19 protein-coding genes are annotated in these 25692 nt (G+C 59.8%); 8 read left to right on the top strand and 11 right to left on the bottom strand.

The features are described from left to right. Positions 1–60 precede the first annotated feature (60 nt). From ACL2XM_RS19450 to ACL2XM_RS19465, 4 genes are all read left to right on the top strand, one after another. The gene (locus ACL2XM_RS19450; protein WP_410012476.1) at positions 61–798 is read left to right on the top strand and encodes a GntR family transcriptional regulator; all 738 of its coding nucleotides are present in this window, start codon (positions 61–63) and stop codon (positions 796–798) included. 519 nt (positions 799–1317) lie between these two features. Next, the gene (locus tag ACL2XM_RS19455; protein ID WP_413721939.1) at positions 1318–1587 is read left to right on the top strand and encodes a DUF1778 domain-containing protein; all 270 of its coding nucleotides are present in this window, start codon (positions 1318–1320) and stop codon (positions 1585–1587) included. Beyond that, entirely contained in the window at positions 1587–2102 is a 516-nt protein-coding gene (locus ACL2XM_RS19460; protein ID WP_413721938.1) for a GNAT family N-acetyltransferase, read from the top strand. The genes ACL2XM_RS19455 and ACL2XM_RS19460 overlap by 1 nt, the downstream gene beginning before the upstream one ends. A 191-nt stretch (positions 2103–2293) precedes the next feature. Then, positions 2294–4075 (top strand): EAL domain-containing protein, encoded by a 1782-nt coding sequence (locus tag ACL2XM_RS19465; RefSeq protein WP_413731445.1) that lies wholly within the window; start codon positions 2294–2296, stop codon positions 4073–4075. Between the two features lie 33 nt (positions 4076–4108). On the opposite strand, the gene ACL2XM_RS19470 is transcribed toward ACL2XM_RS19465, so the two are convergent. Further along, complete coding sequence (locus ACL2XM_RS19470; protein WP_413731447.1) at positions 4109–5164, bottom strand: LacI family DNA-binding transcriptional regulator; 1056 nt, start codon at positions 5162–5164, stop codon at positions 4109–4111. A gap of 290 nt (positions 5165–5454) precedes the next feature. Here ACL2XM_RS19470 and ACL2XM_RS19475 point away from each other — a divergent pair, with 290 nt between their 5' ends. The 4 genes from ACL2XM_RS19475 to ACL2XM_RS19490 are packed head-to-tail and all read left to right on the top strand — an operon-like array spanning position 5455 to position 8924. Continuing rightward, a complete protein-coding gene (locus ACL2XM_RS19475; protein WP_413721935.1) occupies positions 5455–6348 on the top strand; it encodes a CoA transferase subunit A in 894 nt (297 codons plus the stop codon). Then, positions 6345–7214 (top strand): hypothetical protein, encoded by an 870-nt coding sequence (locus tag ACL2XM_RS19480; protein WP_413727309.1) that lies wholly within the window; start codon positions 6345–6347, stop codon positions 7212–7214. Before ACL2XM_RS19475 ends, ACL2XM_RS19480 begins: the two co-directional genes overlap by 4 nt. After that, positions 7211–8104, top strand: coding sequence for a CoA transferase subunit A (locus ACL2XM_RS19485; RefSeq protein WP_413727310.1), 894 nt, complete (start codon positions 7211–7213; stop codon positions 8102–8104). Before ACL2XM_RS19480 ends, ACL2XM_RS19485 begins: the two co-directional genes overlap by 4 nt. Positions 8105–8108: 4 nt before the next feature. Continuing rightward, positions 8109–8924 (top strand): CoA-transferase subunit beta, encoded by an 816-nt coding sequence (locus ACL2XM_RS19490; RefSeq protein WP_413721932.1) that lies wholly within the window; start codon positions 8109–8111, stop codon positions 8922–8924. 75 nt (positions 8925–8999) lie between these two features. Here ACL2XM_RS19490 and ACL2XM_RS19495 read toward each other — a convergent pair whose 3' ends face one another. From ACL2XM_RS19495 to ACL2XM_RS19540, 10 genes are all read right to left on the bottom strand, one after another. Further along, entirely contained in the window at positions 9000–10055 is a 1056-nt protein-coding gene (locus ACL2XM_RS19495) for a LacI family DNA-binding transcriptional regulator (RefSeq protein WP_413727312.1), read from the bottom strand. A gap of 219 nt (positions 10056–10274) precedes the next feature. Beyond that, positions 10275–11657, bottom strand: coding sequence for an MFS transporter (locus ACL2XM_RS19500; protein WP_410012486.1), 1383 nt, complete (start codon positions 11655–11657; stop codon positions 10275–10277). 119 nt (positions 11658–11776) lie between these two features. After that, a complete protein-coding gene (locus ACL2XM_RS19505) occupies positions 11777–12712 on the bottom strand; it encodes a MaoC family dehydratase (RefSeq protein ID WP_410012487.1) in 936 nt (311 codons plus the stop codon). 22 nt (positions 12713–12734) lie between these two features. Beyond that, entirely contained in the window at positions 12735–13904 is a 1170-nt protein-coding gene (locus ACL2XM_RS19510) for a CaiB/BaiF CoA transferase family protein (protein WP_410012488.1), read from the bottom strand. Next, complete coding sequence (locus ACL2XM_RS19515; protein WP_410012489.1) at positions 13901–14527, bottom strand: DAK2 domain-containing protein; 627 nt, start codon at positions 14525–14527, stop codon at positions 13901–13903. The genes ACL2XM_RS19510 and ACL2XM_RS19515 overlap by 4 nt, the downstream gene beginning before the upstream one ends. Then, positions 14527–15531, bottom strand: coding sequence for a dihydroxyacetone kinase subunit DhaK (locus tag ACL2XM_RS19520; protein ID WP_413721930.1), 1005 nt, complete (start codon positions 15529–15531; stop codon positions 14527–14529). Before ACL2XM_RS19520 ends, ACL2XM_RS19515 begins: the two co-directional genes overlap by 1 nt. 16 nt (positions 15532–15547) lie before the next feature. Continuing rightward, complete coding sequence (locus ACL2XM_RS19525; RefSeq protein ID WP_413731448.1) at positions 15548–17284, bottom strand: acetolactate synthase catalytic subunit; 1737 nt, start codon at positions 17282–17284, stop codon at positions 15548–15550. Between the two features lie 297 nt (positions 17285–17581). Further along, positions 17582–22435, bottom strand: a complete 4854-nt coding sequence (locus ACL2XM_RS19530; RefSeq protein WP_413731450.1) for a hypothetical protein — start codon at positions 22433–22435, stop codon at positions 17582–17584. A 641-nt stretch (positions 22436–23076) separates the two neighbouring features. After that, positions 23077–24378 carry an allantoate amidohydrolase gene (gene hpxK, locus ACL2XM_RS19535; RefSeq protein ID WP_413731451.1) on the bottom strand — a complete coding sequence of 434 codons (1302 nt, stop codon included), beginning with the start codon at positions 24376–24378 and terminating at the stop codon, positions 23077–23079. After that, complete coding sequence (locus tag ACL2XM_RS19540; protein WP_413727317.1) at positions 24378–25622, bottom strand: pyridoxal-phosphate-dependent aminotransferase family protein; 1245 nt, start codon at positions 25620–25622, stop codon at positions 24378–24380. Before ACL2XM_RS19540 ends, hpxK begins: the two co-directional genes overlap by 1 nt. Positions 25623–25692 lie beyond the last annotated feature (70 nt).

Raw genomic sequence — 25692 nt, forward strand, 5'->3', positions numbered from 1 at the left:
CCGCTCCGGAAACTATGCCTTTGGTGTGCGCAATCTGATAACGCGGCGGAAGATGACGAGATGACCGACAATATTACGGAAAAACAAAAAGAGGTTATCGACTATATCCTCGCTAAAATAAAGGAAGCGGATCTGCAGCCCGGGGATAAACTGGACACGGAAATAGCCATTGCACGGGCGCTATGCCTCACCCGCGCCACGGTGCGCGAAGCCACCCGCATCCTTATCGATCAGCGCCGGATTTATCGCATCAAGGGGTCGGGTATCTATATCGGCTCCATTGGTAAAAATAATCAATCCGGCCGGTTCCATGCGCTGTCTCCTTTTGATTACCAGGCGCAAAAAGGCGGCCATCGCGCCGGCCGCAAAGTGATTTCCGCCAGTATTGTCGCCGTTCCCGACGCCGCGATGGCCCAGGCGTTGCGTATTAAAAACAGCGATTCGGTTTATAAAATACTGCGGCTGATGAGCTTCGACGACATTCCGGTTTCGCTGGAGTATATCCATTTCCCGGTATCCCTGTTTAATTCAATAGAGTTTAAAGAGCTGGAAAATTCCAAATATTCTTATATCGAGCGGATTACCGGGAAAAAGGTTTATAAACGTGATCAAAATTTTCATGCATTTAATGCTACTGATCTGGAAATGATCAAGCATATGAATATAAAACCAAATGACGCCATGATGGAGTTATATGAGGTCGTGTATCTGGATGACGGTACGCCTTTTGAAGTGAATATCGCCATCGTCAATACCAATATGCTGCACCTGAGCCAGGTATCGGTACGCGGCGATTGATAGCCGGCCGTAGCGGCATAAGATGACTGAGACCGCGTTGCCGGCATAAAAACCCCTGCATATATTCCTGCTTTGTATAATGGCCGGGCCTTAGCAAACGGCGCCCGGTGACGTTGCGCGCCCAACCGCACAAATAGTTTAAATGAGTTATTGCTCTATTTGCGCAAAAATAGCATTAAAAGCTTATTGCGTCGCCACGATATTATGAAAATCACCACCGTTATAATCACATTTAAATAGCGATTTTTTTCGCTGATATGTAAATTATCGCCGTATTTTTCCGTGTCAACAGAAGCAGCGGCGATAAAAATATTTGTCATATCATCAGGTTATGTATTTTTTCTATTAATGCGTACTAATTAAAATAATTAATTAATAAAAATATCTTGCAACTATTTTTACTTATTAGATCATATGTGCAATAAGTCATTTTTATCGCTAACGGTTATTATAAACAGGCTAAGATTAAGGTAGACTTCCCGTACGGCAAACTGCCGGGTTCTGAACAAAGGGGTGACCATGGCAACAACCGCCAGGCTTGAAGCCCGTATTCCGCTGGCGCTTCACGCGTTAATCAAACATGCCGCCGACCTGCAGGGAATCACCATGACGGACTTTATCATTACCGCCACCCACGACGCCGCAAAACAGGCGATAGAAGAAGCGGCGGTACTGCAATTGGCGATGGAAGATCAGCTGCGGTTCGCCGAGACATTGCTGGAGGATCGCAAGACGCCGGCCGGATTGCTGCACGCCATGGGCCGGCGCAGGGAGTTCGGCGGAAGATAATGCGCGCGCTGACCTTTACGCTGCTCGGTGACCAGCATAACAAAACGGATTTCGATTGCGGCGTCCCCTGCCTGAACCTTTATCTGGCGAAATATGCCGGACAGGAAAGCCGCGAACGCTTTACCCAATGTTATGCGGCCGCGGATAATAATAATAACGTGCTGGGCTTTTACACCCTCTCGTCCTACGCCGTGAATATCAATGCCCTGGCGGCATCCGCCACCCAAAAGCTGCCGCGCTACCCGACCGTGCCCACCGCCCTGCTTGGCCGGCTGGCGGTCGATATTCGTTATCAGGGTAAAGGCCTGGGCGGCTCGCTTATCGTCGACGCCATCGTTAATACCCTTAACTCCGCCATAGGGGTCTGGGCTATTAACGCGCAGGCAAAACATCCCCGGGCCAAGGCATTTTATATAAAATATGGTTTCTATTCTTTTGAAAAAAATGAGCATGCCTTGTATTTACCGTTAAACGGCGATATCACCCGCACCCTCTCTTCCTTAAATCGGCATTAATGCACCTGCGCGCCCCGCGTGTGGAATAAAACCGTTTATCGCCGGCCGATTCCCTCATATTGTCCTTAGCGGTGTGGGCAAGTCGCCCGATGAAATGCTATGGTAAAGATGTACCCCGGCATTCCATAGCCGCCGTTAAGGTGAGATGTTACACCGGCTTCCCGTTGGGAACGTCCGCAAGGGCCTTGATCATGCTGACAAACCTGAGTCATGACGAAAAAAAACGATTGGCGGCCATTGAGCTGCTGAAAGCGGATGAGCATGATCGCGACGAAATACTGGGCAGGATGACCCGGCTGACCGGCAAGACGCTGGGCATCGCCACCAGCTTTATCGCTATCCTCGACGGCGATACCCAGTATTTAAAAGCGCCCTACGCGCTTCCGGCGCCGGTGACGGAAACGCGGCGGGAAGACGCATTTTGCCTGACCGCCGTGGCCGCCGACGATATCACGGTCTGCGCCGATATGCGCCTGGACCCCCGGTTTCGCGATAACCCGTTTGTGCGGGGCGCGCCCTATGTCAGGTTTTACGCCGGCGCGCCGCTGCGGTCGCGGGACGGCGTGATTATCGGCACCCTGTGCCTGATTGATATCCAGCCCCGTCTCTTTACCAGCGAGCAGATCGCGACCTTGCGCATTATGGCCGGGCTGGTTTCGGCGTTCCTGGAAGCCTGGCATAACATTGGCTATATCGACGCGGTGACCCTGCTGCCCAACCGCCAGCGGTTGATGAACGATCTGCGCCTGTTGCAAACGCCCGGCGCGGTCAGGCGCTATCGCCTGATGCTGTTTGACTGTATCGATATGCCCTTCGCCTACGAAATCGCCCGTTCCCTGGGCATGACGGTGGTGGAGGATATGCTCAGGGATATGGCCACCCTGCTCAGGCTGAAACTGGAGTGGCATGATACGCTGTATAGCGTCGCCACCGGACGGTACGCGGTGATTATGGACGATGACAGCCCGATACCGCCCGCGGAGCTTAACGACCATCTGGCGGGGCTTAGCGCCCATATCAACACGCAAATCAACATTGACCTGCATATTTCAGCGGGTTATGTCGGCTTTGCGCCGGGTGAGCTGGATCCTACCGAAATCCTGCGCCGGGCGGTAAGCGCCCTGCATGACGCCATCGGCCGCAAAAAACGCGTCATGGCGTATGACGCCGCCAGCGACGCCCGGCAAAAAGAGGATTTCCGGCTGCTGAATGATTTCTACCCGTACCTGCATGGCAAACCCGGCCTGTATCTGGTGTTCCAGCCCAAAATCGCCTTACGCAACGGGCGGGTAACGGGGCTCGAAGCCCTGATCCGCTGGCAGCATCCGGCGCTGGGCAATATCACCCCCGACCGGTTTATCCCGCTGCTGGAAAAAACCACCCTGATGGCCGCGCTGACCGACTGGGTCATCAACGCGGCCCTGGACCAGGTTAAGCAATGGTCGGCAAAAGGGATACATTTGCCGGTTTCCATTAACGTCGGCGTCAGCGATTTATCCCGGCCGCATTTTGCCGATGCGCTGGCGGAAAAAATAACGGCGCACGGGCTGCCGCCCGCGCTGCTGGGCATTGAATGCCTGGAGACGGAAAGGGTGCTGGAAAGCGCCGAGGCGCTGCACGGCCTGGAGAGGTTAAAACAGCGGGGCTTTACCATTTCGCTGGATGACTTCGGCACCGGCTACAGCAATATCGGCTATCTGCGCAAAATGCCCCTGGATATCATCAAACTCGATCGTTCCCTTATCAAAACCCTGACCACCGACAAGGCCAGCCATACTATCGTCAGCCATGTGATCAGCATGCTTAAGGCGCTGGACTATACCGTGCTGGCGGAAGGCGTCGAGGACGCCGGCACATTTACATCGCTGCGCGCGCTGGGCTGTGATGAAGTCCAGGGCTTTTATCACTCGCCGCCGCTGACGGCGGCGCATCTGGAAACCTGGCTGGGGCATTATCAAACGGCGCACGGTTAATCCCGGCGTTTGCCCGCCGACGCGGCGGCCCGGTCAGGATTTTGCCGGCGCCGTGCTGTCCCTGACGGCTAATAGCGTCGGCAGGAGGGTGGTGGCGAACGGCGTGCCCGGCTGCGCCATGCGCTTTAGCAGGGCGTCGCCCGCCAGGCGGCCCAGTTGCCGTTTTGGCTGATCGATGGTGGTCAGCCCCTGCGCGCGCAGCGCATACAGGCCGCCGACACCCAGCTTGAACGCATCGTCAAAACCGGTCACCGAGATATCGTCCGGTACCCGTAAGCCGCGTTCATTTAAAAAAGCGATAATTTCCAGGGCGACAAAGTCATTGGGCGCCAGGATGGCGGTGGGCGGCGGGCCGCACGCTAATAAAGCCGCCGCGGCCAGTCGCCCGCTTTCCCCCTGGTAGGACCCCGCGATAATAAATCCCTCCGGCACGGGGCAGCCCAGGCGCGCCATTTCCCGGATAAAACAGGCCCGCCGCTCCTGGGCGGTAGAGGACGCCGCCGGACCGGCCACATAGGCCATGCGGCGATGCCCCAGCGCGTAAAGATGCGCCAGCAGCTGCGCCACCCCCATGGCGTTATCGGGGCCGATATAATCGCCGAACAGGGGGTCGGGCCGGCGATTGACAAAGACGCAGGGCGGGCCCGCCTGCAGCAATGCGAGCGCTTCATCCGCGACGGTCTGGGATATGAGGATAAGCCCGTCCACCTGGCGGTCCAGCAGGGAGCGGATCAAGGCGCGTTGCTTAACGACGTCCTCATCGGTGTTGCACAGAAACAGGGTGTAGTTGTCCACGGATACCGCTTCGTCTATGCCCTTGACGATCTCGGGAAAGATGGGATTGGTGATATCGGCAATCAGCACGCCGATGGTGGCGGATTTCTGGGTGCGCAGCGCGCGGGCGATGGCCGAGGTGCGGTATCCCAGGCGTTCGGCGGTATCATGGATAAGCTGCCTGCGCTGGGGATTGACGTATCCCTTGCCGGACAACGCGCGGGCCACCGTCGCGCGCGAGAGGCCGCATTCGCGGGCGATATCCAGCAGCGTCGGGCGTTTGGCCGCCGCCGTGATGGTAGTGGTGTTATTCATTGCGCCTTCTTCCCGCCGGCCCATAGGTTTCCTCCCGGGTTATACACTGGTTAACGATGTTAAAACTGGGATCGATCTCACAGCCAGCGCGCGCAAAGCCCGATAATTTATAAACCAGGTCGCCGCCGTCATGACCACGTGCGTTACCGCCGGGTATTCACCGCAGAGCGACGCTTCATCCGCCCCGTTGGGCGTTTTTTTTCATTATATATGAGATCGATCTCATATACGATTCATAACCTGCCGGGCTGACGATGGACGGGCGATAAGACGCCGGATAAGGGGGGATAGTGAGCCGCACGACAAAACTGACTACGCTTGAAACCGCGGTGCATACCGTGAGGGACGGGCAGCGCATCGCCCTGGGCGGGTTCGCCATCTACCAGCGGCCCATGGCCCTGACGCGCGAACTGGTCCGTCAGCAACGGCGCAACCTGACCATTGTCGGCATCGTTAACGCCATCGAGGCCGATTGGCTTATCGGCGCCGGGGCCGTGGCGCGTATCGAGACCTCCTATGTCGGGCTGGAAAAATTCGGCCTGGCGAAAAATTTCCGCCGGGCGGTGGAAGCCGGCCGGCTGGAGGTGGTGGATTATCCTGAACTGCTGGCCTGGGACCGCTTTCGCGCCTCCCAGGAAGGGTTGCCGTTCTGGCCTTGCACCTTTCTCGGCGGCAGCGGCGTGGCGCAATACAATGCGGATATCGTGCCGTTCACCTGCCCCGTCACCGCCGCTCAGCTTTGGGCGGTGCCGCCCGCCCGGCCGGATGTGGTGCTGGTGCACGCGCCGATTGGCGACGAATACGGTAACGTGGCGTTTCACCGGCGCAAGATGTTGCCGCAAAGCGTGGATATCACCTTAACCCGCGCCTGCGATACGGTGATTGTCAGCGTGGAAAAAATCGTCACCCCGCGGGAGCTGCAAAAACAGCCGCACCTGGTGGAAATCCCGGCCTTTCGCACCACGCATATCGTCGAGGCGCCATTTGGCGCGCACCCTACCTCGCTGCCCGGTATTTACGACTGCGACGACGCGGCCTTCGCGGAATATGTGGCGGCCAGCGCGACGCCTGGGCAATTCGCCGCCTGGCAGGACGAAACACGGGCGTTGACGCCGATGGGCTGGCTGGAGCGCATCGGACTGACGCGCCTGCTGGCCCTGCGCAATACGGAGTTGCCCGCATGAGTGCGAATGACTGTACGCTTGAGGAAATCATCACCATTACGCTCGCCAGGCGCTTTCGCGACGGCGAAGTGGGTTTTACCGGTCTTGCGACCGGCGGCGCGGCCGCCCTGTATATTACCGGCATTCCCCTGGCCGCCATGGAATTTGCCCGCCATACCCATGCCCCCAATTTAACCATCCTGCTGGCCGGCTGGTGTATTAATCCCGATTTTTCCGCCCTCAGGGCGCTGCCCACCGCGGAATTCGACACCCGCTTGCAGGATCTGCCCTGCGAGGCGCAAATGCAAAGTTACCCCGGCCACTACGCCGTACGGCGCGGGGATGTGGATTTTGGTTTCGGCTCCGGCGTGCAGGTGGACCGGCAGGGCAATATCAACAGCACCTGCATCGGCGATTATCGCCGCCCGGACGTGCGCCTGGTCGGCTCCATCCTGCTGCCGGAGCATATGACCTGCTTCGGCCGCGAATACCTGATGATGCCCCATCACCAGGCGCGCAGCCTGGTCGGACAGGTGGACTATGTGTCCGGCGTCGGTTATCCGGGCGGCCGGGACGGGCGCCGGGCCCTGGGCCTGAACCACGGCGGGCCGGAATGGATAGTGACGCCGAAATGCATTTTCGCCTTCGACGACGTTTCCGGCCACGCGCGGGTGGTCAGCATCCATCCCGGCATCGACCCGGACGACGTGCGGCGCAGCACCGGGTTCCCGGTGTCCGTTGCGGACGCGCCGGTCACCCCGCTGCCCACCCGCGAGGAGCTCGCCATTTTGCGCCGCCGGGTCGACCCCCATCACGTGCTGATCCCCCATGGGCGGGGAAGCGGCTCCCCCACGGCATACTGCGCCACCACACGAGGAACGCCATGAAATCCAAACTGACCACCCTACCCGACGCGGTGTCCCGTATCCCCTCGGGCGCCACTGTCGCCCTGGGCGGCTCGCTGCTGCGCCGCCAGCCGATGGCGTTGGTGCACGAACTGATCCGCCAGGATATTACCGGCCTGCATTTGCTGACCTGGGCGACCACGCTCGCCACCGATATGCTCGCCGCCGCCGGCGCCATCCGGCGCTGGGAGGGCATTTACGCCGGTTTCTTCCGCCACGGGCTGGCGCCCAATTTCCGCCGCGCGGTGCAGGACGGCGCGATCGAGACCCATGATTATTCCGAATCCGCCTTCGTGGCCCGCTTTCGCGCGGCGGCCATGGGGCTGAGCTTCCTGCCGTCGAAAGCCCTGCTGGGCACCGGCATGCGCGCCAACAGCCCCGAGGAAATCAAACCTATTACCTGTCCGTTTAGCGGCGACACCTACCTGGCGCTGAAAGCGGCGGAAACGGATTTTACCCTGCTGCACGGCTATGTGGCCGATGAATACGGCAATGTGCAGTGGCCGGTGGTGCGCGACAGCGATGACATCGATCAGATGATGGCTTGCGCGTCCAGGCGCCTGATCGTTACCGTGGAGAAAATCGTGCCCCATGCGGAAATATGCCGGCGCCCGGCGCTGACCTACATTCCGCACACCCTGGTGGAGGCGGTGATCGAAACGCCTTACGGCGCGCATCCCACCGCCACCGATGGGTTTTATAACGAAGACGAGGCGGCGCTGAAAGCCTGGCTGGCGGCGGCAAAAGAGCCGGACGGCCCGGCGCGGTACCTGCGCGACTATATTCTCGCCACCCGGGATCGCGCCGGCTACCTGGACAAATTCGGTTCCCATACCGCGCTCCGCGCCTTTGACGTCGCCAGGGAGATGTAAGCTTATGACCGCAGATGATTACACCACGGAAGAACTGATGATAACCGCCATCGCCCGCGAACTGCGCGATGACGAGCTGGGTTTTGTCGGCCTGGGCACCGCCGCCCGCGCCTTTACCCTGGCGGTGGGCATCCCCATCGCCGCCGCGCGCCTGGCGCAGCTCCGGCACGCGCCCGGATTCTCCATTTACTGGGGCAACCTGCTGACCCCGTCCCTTGACGCCATTCCCGACGCGCTGCTGCAGGATGCCTATACCCGCTGGCCGGCCGCCGCGTCCCCCGCCGATGTGGGCTATAAAATCGATATGGTGACCCGCGGCCGGTTTGATGTGTCCTTTGAGTCCGCGCCGCAGGTTGATCGGTACGGCAACCTCAATATTACCGCCCTCGGCGGCGGCAGCCCGCCGAAAACCAGGCTGGTGGGCTGCCTGGCGCAAACCGAGCACCTGGCTTTTATCAAACGCCCGATTATCGTCACCGATCTGTCCCGGCGCGGGTTTGTGCCGAAGGTGGATTTTATCACCAGCGTCGGGTATCTCGACGGCGGCGACAGCCGCCGGGCGCTCGGCCTGCCCGGCCCGGGTCCCAGCCTGTGCGTAACCGACAAAGCCATTTTCGATTTCCATCCGGCGTCGAAAATGATGCGTTTACGCTCGATACATCCGGGTTTTACCCTGGAGCAGGTGCTGGACAATATGGGGTTCGAGCCGGTTATTGAAGGCGAGCCCCGGCCAACCGCGCCGCCGACGGCGGAAGAGGTGCGTTTGATTCGCAAGGTGATCGATCCGCACGGCACGCTGTTCCAGCCAGGATCGGTTTAACCGGATTATCGCGCCGGTTCCGGCCTGGAACCGGCCAAGGAATAGCGCGCGGCGTATGGCCCCTGACGCCGCCGGTTAGTCCGCTTTGGCCGGCCCGGTGGACCCGCGCACGATAAGCTTCATCGGGAAGATTTTCTTTTTAGGCTTGGGCGTGCTTTTCTGGCGAATCATTTTCATCAGCAGCGTGCTGGCCGCCGCGCCCATTTCACGCCGCTGCAGGGCAATGGTGGTCAGGTTGATGGGCGAAAACGACGCCATCTCGATATCATCCAGGCCGATTAACGAAAAATCGGCCGGTATGGCCAGGCCCGCCTCATGGGCGGCATTCATCACGCCGATGGCGCTCATATCATTGGCCGCCAGTATCGCGGTGGGCCGCGGGTTCATGGCGAAAAACCGTTTGGCGGCCTGGTACCCGCCCATGACATGGTAATCGCCCTGTACCACATAGCCGGGCGGCACCGGCAGCCGATGCGCCGCCATGGCCTGGAGGTAGGCCTCATAACGTTCGTCGGCGGTGGAGGAGTCGCCGGGGCCGCGAATCAGGCCGATACGCCGGTGCCCCAGGCCGGCCAGGTGCTTCACCGCCGCGCCGATGCCTTCCTCGTTATTGGCGCCGACATAGGTGTCTTCATGCGCAAGCGATCGGCGTTGCAGCAGCACGTAGGGCGTATCGCCCGCCAGCAGTTCCCTGACCTCCGGCTGCCCGCAGTGCTGCGACAGCAGCACCAGGCCATCCACCCGGCGGTCAAGCAGCACGCGCATCTGCTCGAGCTGTTTTTCCAGCCTGCCGTCGGTGTTGCACACCAGCAGGCTGCACTGTTCTTGATCGGCCACATCCTCGATGCCGCGCAGGAAATCCGGCGACGACGGGTTGGCCACGTCGGCCAGCAGCACGCCCAGCGTAAAGGTGCGGCGCATGCGCAGGGACCGCGCCACCACCGATACCCGGTAGCCCAGCCGGTCGGCCGCCGCCTGTACTTTCAGCCGGGTGTCCGCCCTGACATTGTCCTTGCCGCTCAGCGCGTTGGATACCGTGGACAGGGCAACCCCCGCTTCGCGGGCCACATCGTGGATGGAGACTTTGTTAGTCGATGACGGGCGCTTACCTGGCGCCGATTTTTTTGCCATTCAATCCGAACCTTGCACCCTTAAGCGAGATGAGCCGGGAAACCTTCGTGAACGTTATTGTACCGTCGCGCCCGCTTAAAAAAACGTTTTTATTCACATAATCAGAGATATCCCGGCGCCGCTGCAGGCGTGAAAGAAGAAAACCGTTAAGCGAAGCGCGCCGGGGCGATAGCATCCGGCCGGTGTCGGCGCGCCGCGCCTTCGCCCCGGGACACGCGATTAGCGCGTTTTCAGCAGGTACGATTCGGCGTTACCTTTATGCTTTTTTACCGGCATCATATCGCTGTTCAGATCGCGCCCGAGCGTTTCACCCGCCCCGAGGGCGCACAGCGCGGTAATCAGGCCGCAGACGATAATCATCAGGGCTATGGGCCAGAATGCGCCGCCGGCCCAGGCCACCAGCACGGTGGCGACCGCGGGGGTAAAGCCGCCGAAGATGCCGGCAATCTGCGAGCCGACGGAGACGCCGGTATAACGTACTTCGGTGGAAAACAGTTCCGACAAATAGCAGGGTTCGATACTGTACATCGACCCGACAATAAAACTGTAGGCCAGCACCAGGCCGGCATAAATACCCCAGATATTGCCGGTGTTGATCAAGTAGTAAAACGGATAGGCCAGCAGGCACGAACCCAGGGAGCCGATGAGGAATACCGACCGGCGGCCTATTTTATCGGAAAGCAGTCCCCACAGCGGGAAGGTGATAATCCCCGACGCCGCCGCAATCATGACGCCGAGTAACACCGTATTGCCCTGCATGCCAAAGTGAGAGGTGCAATATTGCAAGACAAAACTAATAACCAGGTAACCCACCACGCTTTCACTGACGCGCAGCCCGGCCGCCAGGAAAATCTGTTTGGGAAACTTTTTAAATACCACGACGATGGGCAGCTTATTTTTCTCGCGTTCCGCCTGCACTTTGCGAAACATCGGCGGTTCCTGGATTTTCAGGCGGATAAAGATGCCCACGAACATCAGCAAAATACTGGCGAGGAAAGGAATGCGCCAGCCCCAGTCCAGGAAGATGTCCTTCGGCAATGACGAGGCCAGCGCAAACGCCATGGTCGAGACCAGAACGCCGAATACGTTGCCCAACTGGACAAAGGTGCCGTAAAAGCCGCGCCGGTTAGGCGGCGCGTATTCAATCATCATGGTGGTGGCTCCGCCCCACTCGCCGCCCACCGCCAGCCCCTGGATTAACCGGGTTATCACCAGCAGGATGGGCGCGGCCACGCCGATGGTTTCATAGGTGGGCAACAGGCCGATGACCACGGTCGCGCCGCCCATAATGGTCACCGAGGCCAGCAGCATCGCCTTGCGCCCGATTGTATCGCCGAAATGGCCGAATATTACGGCGCCGATGGGACGCGTAATAAAGGCCACGCCCAGCGTGGCGAACGAAACGATGGTGGCGACGGTGGGCGGCATATCGCTGAAAAACAGATGGGGAAATACCAGCCCCGCCGCCGCGCCATAAATAAAGTAGTCATAAAATTCGATAAAAGTGCCAATCAGGCTGGCAAACGCCACACGCGACAATTCCTTTTTATTTATTTTCTCCGCCGCGGGCTGTTGCGCGGTTTCGTTCGTTACGTTAGTCATATAACCTCCGTCAGGAGCTATTAGTGTAGGGTTGTTTTTATGCGCGCGGTTTCCCGCACGCTTTATAGAGCGTGATGACAATAAAAATAAAGATGTGCCGTTAACTACCGCTAACGGCGTTATGCGTTATGTGCTTTATCGGCGCTTGCCCACCCCACGGCGGTCATGTCTCCATGCTGGTTCTCGGCCCAGACATGGAAGGTCACCCGTTGCCCGACGATGTCCTGGACCACGGCTTTGCAGGTGATGCGGTCGGCACGATAGACCGGTTTGATATAGGCCATTTTTATCCAGCCCGAGGTATGCCACGACGGGCCGATAAAACCGGCCAGCATTTCCGCCACCCAGCAGGTTTCCATCATGCCCTGGGCCAGGGTGTCGCGAAAACCGGCCTTAAGCGCCACCTCGATATCGGTATGGATGTTGTACCACTGGGTATTGCCGCCGGAAAACACCGTCATTTGCCCCTGTTCCGGGCATTTGGTGAGCGGCGTAACCGGCGTGCCCGGGCGCAGCGCGGCGTCCGCTTTCGCCGCGGGCGTCACATGCGCGGGCCAGTGCGGTTCGATATGGCCCGGCGCGGGCGCGGCGCGGGACCCGCCGGCGCCCAGCTGGATATTGTCCGGAATGCGCATGATCTCGGTGCTGATCTGGCGCACGTAGAGTTCGCCGGTATCGGCGTCGCGGGCCTCGGTATCAAACACGGTATAGCCCTTGCCGCGCTTCATATATTTATCGGTGTATTTGCCGGTGTAACGCAGCCCGGCGTTTAGCGGAACCGGGTTCACAAACCAGATCTCTTCCTTTTGATGCAGCCCCACCGTGCGGCTGGGATCGTAAACGCTGCAGAACAGGGCCACCAGATCGCGGCCCAGCATGGCGGCCGGCACGTACGGCCCGGACGCAGGGCAATAGTCCGCGCTGTAGTCGTCCAGGGCAAAACAGGCGCGGCGGCGATAGGCTTCATCCGCCGTTACCGCCAGCGGGCCGATTAATTCGCCGACCACCACATTTTCATAGGTCGGATCCCGAAGCTCAGGGTTGATACGGGCCATATAATCCTCCTCCTGGCGGCGTTTACGCCTTATGGGTATGGGTGATGCCGCACCACTCGGCCAGCACTTCGCCGGTATGCTCCCCCACCAGAGGCGGCGGGCGGCGGATCATGCCGGGCGTGTCCGACAGGCCGACGGTAACGCCATGGGTGGTATAGACGCCGGCGGTGGGATGCGTAATATCCACCAGTTGGTTGCGCGCCCTGAGCTGCGGATTCTCCAGCACCTCGTCAATGGTGGCGACCTTGGAGCAGGGCACGCCGGCCAGATCCATCCTGGCCACGACGTCCTCTGCGGTATGGTTTTTTATCCAGTCCGCCACCACCCCGTCGATGGCGCGGTAGTTTTCCAGGCGCGCGTGATAGGTGCTGAAGCGGTCATCCGCCAGCAAATCGGCGCGCTCCATGGCCTGCGCCAGGCGGCCGAACAGCGTATCGGTGCCGGCGGACAGGTAAATCCAGGCGTCGTCGCCGGTCTGGTAGCTGTTTACCGGCGCGGAGAAACGATCGAGATTGCCGATGCGCGACATGGTGCTGCCAAGCTGGGCCTGTTCCGGGATGGCTGAAATCAGCATGCTGATGGCGCTGTCGAGCAGGCAGGCCTCCACCAGCTGGCCGCGCCCGGTCAGGTGACGGGCGTTCAGCGCCGCCAGCGTGCCGATGGTGGCGTAAAGGGCGGAGGCATAATCCACCATAAAGGTGCCGGACATGGTCGGCGGACCGTCGGGCTGGCCGCAAATGCTCATCAGGCCGCTCATCGCCTGGGCGATGGCGTCAAAGCAGGGACGCTGCGCCAGCGGGCCGGTTTGGCCGAACCCTGAGATGCGTACCATGATCAGGCGCGGGTTGAGTTGTTTCAGGGCTTCCCACCCGCAGCCCATTTTTTCCATGGTGCCGGGGCGAAAGTTTTCGATCAGCACATCGGCCGCGGCGATCAGCTGCCGCAGCTGTTCCTGGTCTTGCGGGTCGCGAAAATCCAGCGCCAGGCTGCGCTTATTGCGGTTGAACGACAGGAAATAGAGGCTTTGTCCGTTTAGCTGCGGCTTGTTCTGGCGCGTGTCCTCCCCCTTGCCCCGCCGCTCGACTTTTACCACGTCCGCGCCCAGATCGGCCAGTTGCATGGCGCACAGGGGACCGGCTATAAAACGCGACAGGTCGAGCACTTTCAGTCCTTCCAGGGATCCTGGCATCATGACACCTCCTGAGGGATTGCCGCATGGCCGGCGGCGGCGTGCACCAGACAGGCAAAAGCCACCATACCGGGATCGTCCAAACCGATGGAACGTTCGGCGAACATGCGCGCGCGGCCGATTTTATTGGGTTTTTGCCGGTATTCTTCCAGCGTGGCGCGCACCGCGCCGACGGCAAGGGCGTGATAATCGTCGCCCGGCGCCGCCGCCTGCAGCGCCCGGCGCACCGCATCCAGCGGGTCCAGCACCGTTTTATCGCCAAGGCTTGCGCCGCCGCGCGCCATCAGCGCCGCCAGCACCGCCTCCAGCAAAGGCGCGATATCCTCGCGCCGCAGCGTGGTTTTGCCGGCGCATTGTTGCGCCGCGGTCAGCAGCGCCACCCCCAGCAGGGTGCCAAAGCTTGATCCCGAGGCGCGCACGCAGGCCATGGCCGCGGCCTGGAATACCGGGGCGATATCCGCGGGCGCCGCCGCCAGGGCCTGGTCGGTTAACCGCGCGCATTTCTCAAGGGTCGCCCCCAAATCGCCGTCGCCCAAACGGCCGTCCAGCTCGTTAAGCCTGGGCGAGACCTCGCGGATTTTGGCGGTACATCGCGTCAACAGCGCAATCAATTCCTGATTGGTCATCAGAGATTACTCCAGTAGGGACAATGGGCCGGCTCCAGCAGCAGGGATTCAAGTTCCCGGTCCAGCCTGATGAGAGACAATGACATGCCGGCCATTTCCATCGAGGTGGCATAACGGCCGGTGCGGGGCGCCACGACCTGGATGCCCTGGTCACGCAGGCGCCGGTCTACATGGCGATACAGTATAAACAACTCTTCCAGCGGCGTGGCGCCGAGGGAATTGACCATGACCGACACCCGGTCGCCGGCGGCGTAACCGCCGTCCTGAATCAGCGTATCCAGCATTTCACCCACCATTTCATCGGCGCTTAGCAGCGGGCCGCGGCGGATGCCCGGCTCGCCGTGGATGCCCATGCCGATTTCCATCTCGTCGTCGCCCAGCGTAAAGGTCGGTTTGCCCGCCTCCGGTACGGTACAAGACGACAGCGCCACGCCGAGCGTGACCGTGTTGTCCAGGGCGCGCGCGGCGACGGCGGCGACGGATTCCAGCGTGGCGCCGGGCTGCTCGGCCCTGGCGCCGGCAATTTTATAGGCATAAACCAGGCCGGCGACGCCGCGGCGTTTGTGCCGTTCCGCGCGCGGCGCGCTGCCGGCGTCGTCGGCGGCCAGCACCGTCGCCGTGCGGATATTTTCCGCCGCCAGCATCTCGGCGGCCATGGCGAAATTCATCTTGTCGCCGCCGTAATTGCCGAACAACAGCAGCACGCCCCGGCCGTTATCGGCGGCGCGAATGGCGTCCATGCAGTCCATCACGGCGGGGCCGGCAAACACGTTACCCACCGCGCAGGCATCCAGCAGGCCCTGGCCGACATAACCGGCAAACAAAGGCAAATGCCCGCTGCCGCCGCCGGAAACAATCGCCACTTTATCTTTTTTGACGCCGGCGTTGCGCACCACGACCCGGCCCTCTTCCCCGATCTGCCGATAGAGATGGGGATGCGCCAGGCACATACCCGCCAGCGCCTCATCGGCATAGGCGTCGGGGGAGTTCAGTATTTTTTTCATAGCGTCTCTCCGCCTGTCAGTAATCCAGGTTCTTTTGCCCGTCGAACATCGTCACCGGGGGGTAGGCGCGCTGTTCGGTAATCACATCGATAACGGTGGTGTTATCGGCGCTGAAGGCGTGTTTCAGGGCCGGTAAAAAATCAGCGGGATTCTCGATACGCACCCCCTCGCAGCCGCAGGCGCGGGCAATGGCGGCATGGTCCACCGGCTTGAAATCACAGGCGTCGGAATAATCGCCGAACAGCGTTTTCTCCGCGTGTTTTTCGTAGCCGAGGATTTCATTATTCAGCACCACCAGCACCACATTGGCCCCCATGCGCCGGGCGGTTTCCAGCTCCGACCATACATGGGCGAAACCGCCGTCGCCCACCAGCGCGAAGACCGGCGCCTCGGGACGGGCGATCTTGGCGCCTACCGCATAGGGAAATCCCCACCCCAGGCCGGCCAGGCCGCGCGGGGTAACAAACCGGGCGCCGACGGCGCGCGCCTTGAGAAAATTGGCCACCCAGATCGAGGAATAGCTGGCGTCGGAGACCACGATCGTCTCCGGCGTTAAGAGGGAATCCAGATCGAGCATCAGGCGTTCCGGGCGAATCGGGCGGGCGTTGAGATCCAGGGTTTGCTGCACCTCCGATTGCCAGGTTTCATGGGCGGCGGCAATCCTGGCGGCAATGGCGGAACGGGCGCCGCGGCGCTTGCCGAGATCCTGCCGTTTCATGGCCGCCGTCAGCGCCTGCAGGGTCAGTTTGGCGTCGCCCACCAGACGCAGCGCGTCGTAGTTGCGGCCCACTTCCTGGCTGTCGATATCCAGGTGGATATATTTGGCCTCCTGCGGATACAGGCTCCAGCTATCGGTGCCGTTCTGGTTGGTACGGTTGCCAATCAGCAGGATGACATCGGCGTCGGCCACCATATCGCGCAGATGGCGGGTACGGCCGCGCGCGCCCATAAAATACCCGACCACGCCCAACGAAAGCTCATGGTCCTCGCTGACCGCCCCTTTGCCCATGGCGGTGGTGGCCACCGGCAGGCAGGCCGCATCCTGCAGCGCCGCAACCTCCCGGGCGGCATCGGAAATATGCACGCCGCCGCCGGCGATAATCAACGGCGCCGCGGCCCCGGCCAGCAGGCGCGCCGCTTCTTCAATCGCCTCGGGCGCGGCCACCGTGCGATCCAGCGGAAAATGCCCGAGCGAGGAGGCATGCCGGCGGGGATGTTGCGGCGCGGCCTCGTTAAACAGATCGATGGGAACGATAATCACCACCGGGCCGGGGCGGCCCGACGCGGCGGCGGTAAACGCCATGTCGATATAATCATCAAGCCGGTCGATGTCGGTAACGCGGCGCGTCCACTTCGACACGCCTTTAAACAAATCGAGATGGTCCAGTTCCTGGAACGCGTTTTTATCGGTCATTTTGCGATGCACATCCTGCACCACCGCCACCACCGGCACCGAGGCCTTATAACACTCCGCCAGCCCGGCCACCAGCAGGGTGGCCGCCGGACCGTTTTGCGCGGTGACCACCGCCACCTTATGGGACAGGCGCGCATAAGCGTCCGCCATATACGTACCGGCGTTTTCCGCACGATAGCCCACCTGGCGGATACCGTATTCCGGCGTGGCCAAAAACAGCGCGGCCGGAATGCTTTGGCCAAAAATCACCTCCACGCCATGGCGTTTCAGCGCGGCGGCGAAGATATGCGCCCCGGTCCTGCGCTGCCCTGTGTTTTTCCCGCTACCTTCTGTGTCCATGCATGACTCCCCTTCGTTGTTTCCGCGCTCCCCGTTATCCAGACCTCAATCAAGGTTAACAGAGTGGCAACCAAGCCGTAACATAGCGCCAGCCTCCCATAAAAACGTTTCTAATAAAAACGTTTTTATTAGGATTTGTGGGACAGGATCACAGAATAAACACTTTCAGAAATACCGAAAAAACATTAACCCATTGTTTTAAATTAATTTATTAATTCAATGGTTTTTTAGGAAGGAGGCGGGGCAGCCTTGCGCGCCGGCAAGCCGCCTTATCACCGCTGGCGCGCCATCGCCCGGTCAGCTATCCGGTTTTTTTGCGTCCGACAGATAGATTTCCGCCATGGCATAGCTGCCGTTACCCGGCGAACCGGCGCTAAATTCGCCGATATCGTGAAAAACCAGCAGCCGGTCAAAAGCATTATTAAATTGGAGCACCATCTGCTTTTGTTTGGGATAGCTGATGCCCGCCAGATTAAACAGTGCCTCGGGCACGCTTACGCCGCCAAGAGAAATGCCCATGCCGGCGTTATTCTCATCATCGATACGGTATATTTCAATGTAACCGTCGGAGAAACCAACCGCGACCAGCGCATTCAACGCTGAGAACGCGACGCTGACCACCTTGCCCAGGCGAAAGTTCTCCAGGTTGAAAGGCCGTCCGCGCCGCAGTATCAAGCGGTTATCGGTAACGGTATCGATCAGCATTATCTCATGCTGGCGTAATGGGCTACCGTGCCCGCTATAACCGAGAAAACGCTGGTCGGGGGAGACGAAATCCGGCTGGTAACCTTCAGGCGCGCGCCAGCGGGGTTGCGGGTCATCCTGCAAGGACCAATAATGTTGCCGCGGTACAAACAGCTCGCCCCGATCGGTAACCCACCATGCCCGGCCATGGGCCACCGAACCGGTAACAACGACTTCCCTCGAATAAGCAATATCCGCCTCCCCGGTCCGCGCGCCCATGGCCGGCATGGCGTAAAACAGCGCGCGCTGCGTTATCGGTGCGCTGAAGTGAAGCACCACCACCGTGGCGCCGTCGGGAGAAACGATAATATCATCCACCGGCTGGCGGCTGTCATTGCGCAATAAGCGTCTTTTAACGCCGTCGGGTGTTTGCGCCCAGAGATGATCCGCTTCATCACACCAGAACACCGGCTGCTGTGTTTCCGCCAGGGCATGTTTGGTCACCGTCGTCCGCTGCGGGTCCTCAAACAGCGGCAGCCAACGACGGAATCCGTCCTCGCTGACGAGTTCCTGTATGGCTATCCGGTCGACAAACAGCCGTATGACAAATTTTTTTTCCTGGTGCGGCCCCGCCGGAACCGGTGTATGGCTGACAATAAACAGCATGGGCTCCGGCCCTTCGGCAATCAGGACTGGCGCCGGGAAACCCCATTCCTGTCCCGCCAACTGCGCCAACTGCCGGCTTGCCAGCAGGCTCTCTCCCTCGTTACGCCGGCCGCAGGCCGTCGCCACGTTTTCCAGCGTGGCCCAGAGTGCCAGGGGATGGAAGTCGGCAATCCACTCCATCGGCAGGCGGTCGTCTTTCCTGAACGCGCGCAGCGCTACGCTTGAAGCATGCAAAAGCTCCGATCGGCGATGAGGATCAAGACGAAGCAGCAGCGCCACCTGGCGCAGACGACCGCCAAGATGCGATTGCCGCGCGGGAGAAAGGCCGTCAGTCATGTTGCCCGGCTGGCATAACGCCGCCAGGGTGGGGTATTTTTTTTTCGCAAAGGCGCGAACGGCAAGCTTTTCAAACCGGGAAAGGAATTCGTCGTCTCCCTGGCCCGGCAGGTGAAAAGACGACCGGAGGACGGACAGCTCAAAACTTCCGGTGAACAATTCATAGCGTAAGGTCCATACGCCCTCATGGCTATCCCCTTCCTCCCCCGGCAGACCATGGTAATACGCGCCGGCGGGCGTGATGGATAAAAACCGATCGCCGTTTTTCAGGAACATGCGTTTACCGTAGCGGAAAGCGCCGTTGAAAAGCGGCGGCTGCAGGATATCGCCGGGGAATGCCCGGGCGGACGGCGGGATAGCGTCCATTTTCCGGCGCAAATCCTCGCCGATCCGGTGGGAATTGAGCCGATCGAGCGGCGAGGCAAAAACAAAATCAGCCTCGTCGGGAAGATACGCCACGCGAAAAGCCGGCGCTGCTGCGTTTCGCGGATGACGCAACAGGAAGGTGGCGGCATTCTTTTCCGGCGCAAGGAGAAATTTTGCCTCGCCGATTGCCACATCCAGGTGTGCGTCATCGTAAATATTGGCGGCGAATCCGGAAATTTCCCCCTCATCATCCAGCCGGTAATCCGTCAATAATTGACGCCACGTGCGCAGGCTGCGCGATCCCGTATCCCGTTTACGGCGTCCTGGCAACTGCATCAGGCGCAGCCTAAAAGTCCTGTCGTCAGCGCCGCGATCAATCATCGAGATAAAATCTCCGGCCACGGGGGGAGAGATATGCCATTCATCGGTATTATCCGCCGGCATCAGAATGCCGCTGTCATGGGCGAAGGCCCAGCGCCGGCCATTGATTTCAAATAGCACCCACCGATTGCCAACATATTCGACCTGATAAATAGGATGCACCACCACCAGGTTTATCGGTAAGGTGGTGTTAAGCAACCAGACAAAATGTCCCTCCTGCGCCTGGGAGATATTGGCGGCCTTTTCAATCTTGAAGTCCGGATGGCGATAGGTCTCCAGCCGGCATTGCGCATCGCCGGTATAGATGCAGTAATATTTTTTATAGATGCCGAACCGGCTCTGCAAATCCAACTGGGAAAACATTAATTCGCCGTGGGGCATGCGCTCGCCGGTCTGCGCCGCCACCATGCTGCTGTTTTGTATCTGCAATACCAAATAGGAAATCCCTTTCACATTGATGGTAAGGGGTGTATCTGCCTGGTCCCCATAGGTCAATTGATAATTCTGGGTAGCATTGATAGAGACGTACTGAGGGATTTTCCCGGTGATTTTGGCCAGGCTAGACCGCCATGGTATCAGCCCAACCGCCGTTCTGCCGAGCACCGCAAGGTAGACCCCTTTGGTCAGGAGACTCAGCGATCGCAGCGCGGCAAAACCGGGGTCGAAGCTTTTCAACACCTCTTTGCCCATCACATCCATAAATCCCGCGAGTTGCGTTTGGGCGGCCGTGACGCCGCCGGCAATTTGTGTCGAGGCCGGCACCCTGTTGGCGAAAATTTCCCGCTCCGATGCGATGAACCTCGGTCCGCCCAGTGTTTCGGCGGCACCGATAGCCGCCTCCCGGTACAGGCCCAGACCGGCTTTTACCCCGACAAATATCAGCGGCAACCCCACCAGCGCGCCGTCCACCAGACAATGTGTAAAGGCGGATTGTTGCTGGCCCGCGATAAGAGAATTTACACAGGTGTAAAAGGGAATAAACATGCCGGCCGCCTTATCCAAAATGCGGGGAAAAGGCGACTCGATGGCCTGATAGCCCTGTTCATAAATTTTTTGCCGATAGGATTGGTAGTGAATTTCGGCATAACGCTCCAGGAAAACCGCCAGTGTTTCATTTCGTTGTTTTAGGGGCGCGTTGTGATTCAGGACCGCGAGCGAAAATCGGAAGTGCGGCAGCAATCCCGGCGCCGGCCAACCCTCCATAAAGGGTTTCAGTGCCTCAAGATGGGCATTGTCATAAACAATCCTGCGCAACAGGTAGCCCTGTTCCGTGGTCCGCAACGCAAACAGCCGGCGCTCATGGGTCAGCCGGGCCTGGAAAAAAAACGTATCGGATTTACCCACATTTTGTACGGGCACGCTGGAATAAAACATGTCCGGCACGCGCCGGATGCGCTCCAGCTTCGCAATCACCCAGTCTATGCCGGCATGTTCCAGAAACTTTACGTCCACTGACTGGAGGAGGTGATCATGAAAATCGCTGGGCAGAAAGGCCGCAGCCAGAAGGGCGCCATCCAGGCTTTTGATTTTATTGGAAAAATTTTCCACTTCCTGGCGATAAAAGGCATCGAGATCCGGTATGGTCGTACCGTTTTCAGCACATTGCTGGCCGGCAGGCCGGATCATCAGTTGCCGTACCGGATTCTGCTCATAATAGCGGAAATGCCTGGCAGCCGGAGCATGTTTCCTTGACAGTGGAAGCGAAGCCGATCCGCAATACTGCCTGAGCAATTCCTCCGCGGCGCCCTGACGGGTACGCCATGCCGGGCGTTGGTAATCCGCCTGGTAATCGCTGACGCTGTCGTACAGGCGCTGGGCGATAATATGCCTGTTTTCTAATTCTTCTTTGAGAAGCGCGAAAGCAGGGCCCAGCGTTTCATTAACGACTATCTGCCCAAGGTCCAGCTCCGGCCGAGCACGCAGGTAATACAGCAGCAGGCCCAGATGAAACGTAGGTTCCACGCCGGTTGCCAGTAATCCTTGCCGGAAAAGAGCGACCAGCCCCAAGCCCAATTCCATCATGGAAAAAGGAGAGGTGGCGTTAAGGTTGTCCATATCTTTCAGCGCGATAGACCTGGCGCCGAATTGTATTAACGTCCAGGTCAGGCTGCCGACCCAAAGGTTATCCAGATCGAGAAAAAAGGGATAATCATTTTTGTGCCACGCCTGCCCTTCCGTCAGGGTATAAAGGCTGTTGAGGTATAGAACAGGAATTTCCGCCGCTTCATAATTTTTTCGCCATAACCGTTCACCTGTCTCGAAGCCCTCGGCGTAGGGCCAGGTCCGCACTACCGCGGCAAACTCTTTTTGCGTCACCTGACGATTTACCGCAAATAATTTTGCCATGCGCAGGGGGATGCTTTCTTCCTGGTAGATAAGCCGGCACAGCATTTGCCCGACCAGGCCGCGTTGTTGCAACGAGCTGAGCGTTTCCCCCCGACGCTCGCCGTAGAGATTGCTGCCGGAAAGCGCCATGCGGGCAATATCCGGTATCAGGGAAGGCTGCCGGGCGACGACGTCGAGCAACTTTGCCGCCAGTTGCAGATCGCCGCAGGTTTCCGGGTCGAGACTCGCCGTTGCGTTTCTGTTGAGAAACAGTGCCAGGAGATAGAATCTATCGGTCCTGATCCGCCGCGAATCCGGTTTCGCCGCGCGTTTAACCTTGCCGCCTTGCGGCAGGCCTAAGAGACGCTGACCCCGGCGCGGCGTAGCGGACATTACGCAAAGCGTATTCCCGCCGCGCAAGGGGGTTGCCCACAACGCCTCCTTCCCCATGACGGGAGACACCATCAGCAAAGCATAAGCGAGTCTGTGCCACAGGTTTTGGGGCGCTGTCGGCGTTAATGATTCCTCCGCCCCGCAGTGATGAGCGCGCTCCGTATTTAATTGCGCCGCCCGCTGGAAAAGATCGTCGCCGGTTATGGAAGTATTATCTTCCTTTAAATTATTAATCGATGAATAAGCAGAAATAAAAGCATTACTAATATTATTATGCAACAACCGTTCATGATGGCGTGAATGATTTGATGGTGGTATTGTATCGCTGACGCCGCTTACCATAATGGATACCTTTCCCCATGTCACCTGTTGCTTTGAGTATCTGCCGATAATGATGAGTTAATAAAATAAATTTAAAATATATACTAAATTAAAAAATTAAATTTTTTATCACTTATTCAATTCAATAATAATTATTTCTATATGCGAAAGATATAACACCGCCGCATTCAAGTTTGGCGAATAAAGAACATGCTTGAAAGATATTTATCGCTAAAGATATTTTTCTGTCCCGATGCGCCTGGCGCGCCCTATCGGTGCGGGTCGCCTCCTTGCGCCGCCCTGCTCCTATACTACATAGTCTAACCGGCGCCGGTAATGTCGCGCCTGGGTTCGTCGCCCGCCGGGCCTTCCGCCAGCGTCAGCACCGCCTCCAGATAAGCCCGGATCGCCGCCGCCACGTCCGCCATGGCGACCGCTTCATCGGGATGGTGGCTTATTCCCCGTTCGCAGCGCACGAACAGCATGCCCACCGGCCAGCGTTGCGCCACGGCAATGGCGTCATGACCGGCGCCGCTGGGCAATAACAGGCTTTTTTGCTGCACGGCCTGCACGCTGCCGGCCAGCACGGCTTGCAGGCGTCGATCGCAGGGCGTGGCGTCGATGCGGTAAAACTCCTCGCTGCCGAAGGCACAGGCGTGCTGCCCGGCGATAGCGGCGGCACAGTCCAGCAGGCCGGCAAGCAATGCCGCCAGCGCGCGGTCGTCGGGGCCGCGGACATCCAGCGTTAGCCGGACCTCGCCCGGGATCACGTTTACCGCGCCCGGCAGGCAGTGCAGCTCGCCCACCGTCGCCACCATCTCCGGGCCGTGGGCGGCGACGATATCGTTGATGCGCGCTATCCAGCGCGCGGCGGTATTCAGCGCGTCCGCGCGGTTTGCCATCGGCACGGTGCCCGCATGCCCGGCCGAGCCGGTAAAGCGGCAGTTCAGGCGCCTGGCGCCGTTAATGGCCGAGACCACGCCCAGCGCCAGTCCCGCATTTTCCAGGCAGGGCCCCTGCTCGATATGCAGCTCCAGGTAAGCGCTGAAGGCTGTTTTCTCCCGTTTGGCCCGGCCGATAAGTCCCGCATCCAGCCCGGCGGCGCGCAGCGCCTGGGCGACGCTTATCCCTTCGGCGTCGCACCGCTCCAGCCAGTCCGGCGGCCAGGTGCCGGTAAGGCCCCGGCTGCCGAGCAGGGCGATGCCGAAGCGCGTGCCCTCCTCGTCGGCAAAAGCGATGACCTCAATCGCCATCGGCAACCGCAGCCGGTGCTGGTACAGGTAATGCACCACCTCCAGGGCGGTGAGCACGCCCAGCATACCGTCGTAGCGCCCCGCGTTGCGCACCGTATCCAGATGGGAACCGAGCAGGATGGCCGGCAGCGCCGGCTGCAACCCCTCGTAACGGCCGCACAGGTTGCCGACCTCGTCCTGCCAGACACGCATCCCTATCGCGCGCATCCATGCGCCGACCTGCAGATTGGCGCGCAGATGTTCCGCAGAAAGATAGACCCGCGTCAGCTCGCCCGGCGTCGCGCTGATTTCCGCCAGCGTATCGCAGCGCGCCATCACCCTGAGCGCGGCGCTGCCGGCCAAATCCGCCGTCATTCTCGGTTGCGTCATTACACCTCCGCCGCGGCTGCGTAATGATCCCAGGCCGCCTGCGTGCCGGCGCCCTGCCCGCTGGCAAAACCCAGCCGGTTCAGCACCGCTTCCAGCGCGGCCAGGGTCTGCATCACGCAATCCTTGCGCGCGTTATAGCCCATGGTGCCGATACGCCAGATCTTGCCGTGCAGCGGGCCGAACGAAGTGCCGATTTCAATGGCGAAATCGTTCAGCAGCAGTTGCCGTACCTGTTCGCCGTTGATGCCGTCGGGTATCACCACTCCCAGCACATTATTCATTTTATGGCGTATATCGCCGAAGACGCCCAGCCCCATGGCCTGGATACCGGCCAGCATCGCCGCGCCGTGCAGTTCATGGCGGGCGATGGCGTTATCCAGCCCTTCCTGCAGCAGGATGCGCGCGCACTCCCGGGCGGCGAATAGCATGCTGGTGGCCTCGGTATGATGATTAAGCCGCTCCGGCCCCCAGTAATCCATGATCATGCCGAGATCAAAATAGTTGGAATAGATCATTTCATCATCGCCGTCCCGATGATCGGCGGTGCGGATCCCCTGCTCCACGCATTTGCGGCGGCGGATCTGCTCTTCAAAGCGCGGGCTCAACGTGACCGGCGCGCTGCCGGACGGGCCGCCGAGGCATTTCTGCAGGCCGGCGGATACCGCGTCCAGGCCCCAGGCGTCGGTGTCCAGACGGTTGCCGCCGAACGAGGCGGTGGCGTCGGTATAAAACAGCGCGCCGTAACGGCGGCAGATATCGCCCAGCTCCGCCAGCGGCTGCAGCATGGTGGTGGAGGTATCGCCCTGCACCGTCAGTAAAACACGCGGACGGATCCGTTTCACGGCGTCCTCGATTTGGCCGGGGCTGAAGACGTCTCCCCAGGGAACCTCAAGGGTGTGTACCTCGGCGCGGCAGCGGCGGGCGATTTCGCATAACAGATGGCCGAAGCGGCCGAATACCGGCACCAGGACCTTATCACCGGGCCGGATCACGGAAAGCAGCACCGCCTCGATGCCGGCGCGCGATGTGCCGTCTACCAGCAGGGTCCAGCGGTTGGCGGTGTTGAACAGCCGGCGGTACAACGCCATCACCTCGTTCATATAGCCGGTCATCGCCGGATCATACTGGCCGATAAGCTGGGCCGACATCGCCCTGAGCACGCGCGGATCGGCATTAATCGGCCCCGGCCCCATCAGCAGCCGGGCCGGCGGATTCATCTGGTCATAGCTCGCAATATCCAACATGATTTATCCTTCCGAGAACGCTATTAATCTATTTAGTAATACGCCAAGTAAGTCGGCAACGGGGAACCGC

The organism is Sodalis sp. RH20, from assembly GCF_047324205.1.
Lineage (GTDB): Bacteria > Pseudomonadota > Gammaproteobacteria > Enterobacterales > Enterobacteriaceae > Acerihabitans.

Bases quoted from the DNA above. Each gene is read 5' to 3' on its own strand.
- ACL2XM_RS19450 (WP_410012476.1), top strand. From the start codon at position 61: ATGACCGACAATATTACGGAAAAACAAAAAGAGGTTATCGACTATATC.
- ACL2XM_RS19455 (WP_413721939.1), top strand. From the start codon at position 1,318: ATGGCAACAACCGCCAGGCTTGAAGCCCGTATTCCGCTGGCGCTTCAC.
- ACL2XM_RS19460 (WP_413721938.1), top strand. From the start codon at position 1,587: ATGCGCGCGCTGACCTTTACGCTGCTCGGTGACCAGCATAACAAAACG.
- ACL2XM_RS19465 (WP_413731445.1), top strand. From the start codon at position 2,294: ATGCTGACAAACCTGAGTCATGACGAAAAAAAACGATTGGCGGCCATT.
- ACL2XM_RS19470 (WP_413731447.1), bottom strand. From the start codon at position 5,164: ATGAATAACACCACTACCATCACGGCGGCGGCCAAACGCCCGACGCTG.
- ACL2XM_RS19480 (WP_413727309.1), top strand. From the start codon at position 6,345: ATGAGTGCGAATGACTGTACGCTTGAGGAAATCATCACCATTACGCTC.
- ACL2XM_RS19485 (WP_413727310.1), top strand. From the start codon at position 7,211: ATGAAATCCAAACTGACCACCCTACCCGACGCGGTGTCCCGTATCCCC.
- ACL2XM_RS19490 (WP_413721932.1), top strand. From the start codon at position 8,109: ATGACCGCAGATGATTACACCACGGAAGAACTGATGATAACCGCCATC.
- ACL2XM_RS19495 (WP_413727312.1), bottom strand. From the start codon at position 10,055: ATGGCAAAAAAATCGGCGCCAGGTAAGCGCCCGTCATCGACTAACAAA.
- ACL2XM_RS19500 (WP_410012486.1), bottom strand. From the start codon at position 11,657: ATGACTAACGTAACGAACGAAACCGCGCAACAGCCCGCGGCGGAGAAA.
- ACL2XM_RS19505 (WP_410012487.1), bottom strand. From the start codon at position 12,712: ATGGCCCGTATCAACCCTGAGCTTCGGGATCCGACCTATGAAAATGTG.
- ACL2XM_RS19510 (WP_410012488.1), bottom strand. From the start codon at position 13,904: ATGATGCCAGGATCCCTGGAAGGACTGAAAGTGCTCGACCTGTCGCGT.
- ACL2XM_RS19515 (WP_410012489.1), bottom strand. From the start codon at position 14,527: ATGACCAATCAGGAATTGATTGCGCTGTTGACGCGATGTACCGCCAAA.
- ACL2XM_RS19520 (WP_413721930.1), bottom strand. From the start codon at position 15,531: ATGAAAAAAATACTGAACTCCCCCGACGCCTATGCCGATGAGGCGCTG.
- ACL2XM_RS19525 (WP_413731448.1), bottom strand. From the start codon at position 17,284: ATGGACACAGAAGGTAGCGGGAAAAACACAGGGCAGCGCAGGACCGGG.
- ACL2XM_RS19530 (WP_413731450.1), bottom strand. From the start codon at position 22,435: ATGTCCGCTACGCCGCGCCGGGGTCAGCGTCTCTTAGGCCTGCCGCAA.
- hpxK (WP_413731451.1), bottom strand. From the start codon at position 24,378: ATGACGCAACCGAGAATGACGGCGGATTTGGCCGGCAGCGCCGCGCTC.
- ACL2XM_RS19540 (WP_413727317.1), bottom strand. From the start codon at position 25,622: ATGTTGGATATTGCGAGCTATGACCAGATGAATCCGCCGGCCCGGCTG.